Genomic DNA, 3,984 nt, shown 5'->3' on the forward strand with positions numbered 1-3,984 from the left:
GAGTTTCTTTTCAATCTCGAGGAACTGGGGATTTGCACCTGCAGCGGCAGTCTCAATACCTCCTGCAGCTTCCTTAACCTCAACGACAATGGGATCCGCAGCGAACGCGCCCGGGTCCCGGGCTTTCAGTTCGTTCATTTTTGCCTTGATTGCGCCGAGGTCTTCGCTTTCCATGATGTTGACGCATTCGATCTGTTCCTGGAAGCGCTTGATATGTGTATCATTGAGGTTCTCGATGAAGGGAATAGCACCTTCAGCGCCGACGACCCTGCCATCTTTCACACCACCTTTGTGGAGAGCGATCATGGTCTGGCCGGCGAGGTGACCTTTGACCTCAGTACCACAGCAGAGCATGAAGCGGATGTTGGGGTTGGATATGATGTTGGCGATGACCTTTTCGAGGCCGAGGTTTTCTGTCTTGCAGGATCCGCACATTGCAGCGCCTGCGTCACAGAGTCCTTTTTCGTCGAGGTGTGAGCCCATGGTAACAATGGCCACCGGGCTGTTAGCGTCACCTGAGATAAAGTCTCCTTTGACTTTCGGCCATCCACTTGCTGGTGATTTCTTGTCTGCCATCTCTTTCACCTCATCCCACCAGTAATGCCGGCAGTAAAATCAGGATCAGCGCACAGAGCAATCCTGCCGTGAACCCGATTAAACCTTTTGCGGTGACTGCCGAGTCAATTTTGTTCGTCCGTGCCAGGATCTGTGATTTATAGCGGATGTTTTCCACCATATTTTCGATCGCAACCATCCTGACAGGTCCTGTTGGTTTTTCTTCTTCTGCCATCTCTTTCACCTCATCATCATGAATCCGACCAGGGCGAACGAGATGATCAGACCGATCATCAGGCCTTCGATCTTACCTGCATAGACCCCGGCAGCGAACTTATCCCGGTATCCTATATCGGTCACCATCTTTTCGATGACTTTCATACGGCCCGTGATGATCGCCATTTCACCGGAAATCGGGCGTACTTCGCCGCCTGTCTCTTCTGCGCCGCCTGCAGCTTCCTTAACCTCAACGACAATGGGATCCGCAGCGAACGCGCCCGGGTCCCGGGCTTTCAGTTCGTTCATTTTTGCCTTGATTGCGCCGAGGTCTTCGCTTTCCATGATGTTGACGCATTCGATCTGTTCCTGGAAGCGCTTGATATGTGTATCATTGAGGTTCTCGATGAAGGGAATAGCACCTTCAGCGCCGACGACCCTGCCATCTTTCACACCACCTTTGTGGAGAGCGATCATGGTCTGGCCGGCGAGGTGACCTTTGACCTCAGTACCACAGCAGAGCATGAAGCGGATGTTGGGGTTGGATATGATGTTGGCGATGACCTTTTCGAGGCCGAGGTTTTCTGTCTTGCAGGATCCGCACATTGCAGCGCCTGCGTCACAGAGTCCTTTTTCGTCGAGGTGTGAGCCCATGGTAACAATGGCCACCGGGCTGTTAGCGTCACCTGAGATAAAGTCTCCTTTGACTTTCGGCCATCCACTTGCTGGTGATTTCTTGTCTGCCATATCAGCCCACCTTGATTAGCTGGAACGCAATGATTCCAGCAATGAATAGTCCGATTGCAAGTCCGTACCAGAATGAGGTAATACTGCCAGCGATTGCAAGACCATGTTCCCTGTTGGGGAATGATGCAAGGAAGTTACCTTCACCTGAGAGCATGTTAACAAGATCGTCACTTGTTGCTTCAAGGACAGCGATCTTCTCAAGCACGGGTGCGAGTGATTCTCCTGCGGAGGTCACGACCCCGATCATGGGATCAGCAACAAGCCCGAATTCCGGAAGTACCAGAACGTATGCCATTTAGTGTCCCTCCATTTCAGGAATCGGCTTTGCATCAAGCCATGCAGCGGCGTCGCGCTTTGACAGGCAGATATACTGGTTGTAGGTATACGCCCATCCGACAATCGCAACGACCAGGGATATAATTGCTGACCCTGCGCTGATGAGTGCAAAGGACATGATTGCAGCGACGATCATGCTTAAAAAACCACATTCTGCGGTCAACATGAGCATCCTGTCCTGTTTCCATCCCGGTCCCAAGCATGCATTGAACGGGTGCTGGATTGCGATTGCTCCCAGAAGGAATGCAACGGCGATAAGTCCGCCACCGATGAATGAAATCTGGTTAGAACTTACGGTCATACCGAGCATAGAAACCGAACCTGTGGTCAGACCGGCGAAAGTGAATCCACCGGTGATCAGCGCTGCGAATCCCATAAGGGTCAGAGCACCAACAACTGCCATTTCGGTAAGTGCCTGGACCATTGCCGGGATCTTCATGTTCAGGATATTATTGGAGATATACCCGAGAATGAACCCGATAACAGCCGCGAGAACAAGTGCAACGAGTGGAGCTGCTATACCGAATTTGGTGGCAAGCAGCATTGCCATAACACCAGAACCGAAGGCGATCATACCTGCTGATGGCACACCGGTACCGATACCATAACTGCACAATACCTTGATGGTGTGGCTCCCCCAGATCAATGCGGAAACAACCGCAAGGCCCCCGAAGAATGCGAACATCTCGGTGTTGGTGAGCACATTGAGGTACGTCAGGTAGAGACACACAAGTGTGCTAACGAGTCCCGCGATCATAATCTTAGTATGCGGGACACCCCCTTCAATTACTTCAACTTTTACTGTCATCTTCAACACCTCATAGTGCAACGATCAGGATCGCCACAAACCCGCAGAGTGCTGATGCGACAGCGGATGCAACGATTGACCGTGGCCAGCGCTTGAACTTCGGGTCGTGTGGTCCTTCGATAGTTCCTGTGATGTTGTATGCGGTCAGCACTGCGTTCACGAGGAACAGGCCAACGGCGAACATTCCTGCGGCTGCGACTGCAATTGGCATCACCTGCGTTGCGGGAATACCCATTAAAGCCGGAAGCTTTGCCTCATAGAGACGAAGAAGCTGCAGGTAGATGAGCGTACCGCCAGCGCCCCCAAGGAAACCTCCGGTGACGCCTCCGACAAATGATACGAATGGCAGACCATGACCCTCAGTTCCCTGGGATTTGAATTCAGCCTGGGTGTCTCCGGTGATGGGGTCTTTTGCGACTTTACCTGATGCTGAAGGGATACCCATCCCGAACACATAGACGAAGTTCACCATCATACAGGTGATTGCCATCATCAGCCCGCCACCAACTCCACCCGTGACTATTGCAACGACTTGTCCTTGTTCGGCAGCCCATGCACCGCCGAAGAGTCCTGCAAGACCTGAACCAGCTGCAAGCATCGCGACACCGGTTGCGATACCTGGTGCCTGACCCATTGCTGCCGGAGCACCACCGACAGGTATGAAGTGAGTACCGAATCCAATCAGAATACCGCCGATGGTAACGCCGATGAGAGCCATAAGACCCAGGCCCGGAGAAACATACCAGCAGAGTGCGAGGATGATGAGAAGCATGACGACACCAACCGCCATCGCGGTCGGGTTCATTGCGCCTCCTGCCTGTGGTTTTGCTGCGACTGCGGTCATGATGCCACCTTGGCTTCCATGTATGGACCGTAATTCTTGCGTGCCCAGACTTCAATGTACCTGTCGACAACGGTGAAGATGAGGATCATCAGGATACCGACAACGATTGCACCCCACCCGGCACTGATTTTATCAAAGAGAATTGTTCTCCACAGTTCCAAGAATACAATCAGACCGAAGCAGATACCCGATGCTGAACCACCGATCTTATGGGTGAAAAACCCATTGTCCAGTGAGTTGCGTTCACCGGCTTCAGCATAGCGGACAATGTTTCCCGATGCTGAGATTGGCACACCAGCACCAAACTTCTGGTTCTGGTACTGGCGTTCCTTTCCATAGTACGGGTTGCCCGTCGCAGAGCCTGCTGCACCGAGTGCAATACCCCAGATCAGACCGAGCAGCGGCAGCGGGAACGGGTGTCCCAGTGCACCGTTGATCAGGTGACAGAGTGTTACGACGCAGAATACTGCGATGAAGG

At 52.7% G+C, this 3,984-nt stretch carries 7 protein-coding genes; all 7 read right to left on the minus strand.

Annotated features, from left to right (window positions below):
- The coding region (gene mtrA, locus ABSG49_RS11920; protein WP_424026355.1) for a tetrahydromethanopterin S-methyltransferase subunit A at positions 1 to 576 on the minus strand (576 nt) is incomplete at its 3' end.
- 10 nt (positions 577 to 586) lie between these two features.
- Complete coding sequence (locus tag ABSG49_RS11925; RefSeq protein ID WP_424026356.1) at positions 587 to 790, minus strand: tetrahydromethanopterin S-methyltransferase subunit F; 204 nt, start codon at positions 788 to 790, stop codon at positions 587 to 589.
- Between the two features lie 5 nt (positions 791 to 795).
- Positions 796 to 1,518, minus strand: coding sequence for a tetrahydromethanopterin S-methyltransferase subunit A (mtrA, locus tag ABSG49_RS11930; protein WP_424026357.1), 723 nt, complete (start codon positions 1,516 to 1,518; stop codon positions 796 to 798).
- A 1-nt stretch (position 1,519) separates the two neighbouring features.
- Entirely contained in the window at positions 1,520 to 1,813 is a 294-nt protein-coding gene (mtrB, locus tag ABSG49_RS11935) for a tetrahydromethanopterin S-methyltransferase subunit MtrB (RefSeq protein WP_424026358.1), read from the minus strand.
- Positions 1,814 to 2,662 carry a tetrahydromethanopterin S-methyltransferase subunit MtrC gene (mtrC, locus tag ABSG49_RS11940; protein WP_424026359.1) on the minus strand — a complete coding sequence of 283 codons (849 nt, stop codon included), beginning with the start codon at positions 2,660 to 2,662 and terminating at the stop codon, positions 1,814 to 1,816.
- A 10-nt stretch (positions 2,663 to 2,672) separates the two neighbouring features.
- On the minus strand, positions 2,673 to 3,506 hold the full coding sequence (gene mtrD / locus ABSG49_RS11945; RefSeq protein WP_424026360.1) for a tetrahydromethanopterin S-methyltransferase subunit D: 834 nt from the start codon (positions 3,504 to 3,506) through the stop codon (positions 2,673 to 2,675).
- Positions 3,503 to 3,984 (minus strand): tetrahydromethanopterin S-methyltransferase subunit E (locus tag ABSG49_RS11950; protein WP_424026361.1); only part of this gene is annotated, 482 nt, incomplete at its 5' end. The genes ABSG49_RS11950 and mtrD, both read right to left, overlap by 4 nt.

The organism is Methanoregula sp. (assembly GCF_049510175.1).
Taxonomy (GTDB): Archaea; Halobacteriota; Methanomicrobia; order Methanomicrobiales; family Methanospirillaceae; genus Methanoregula.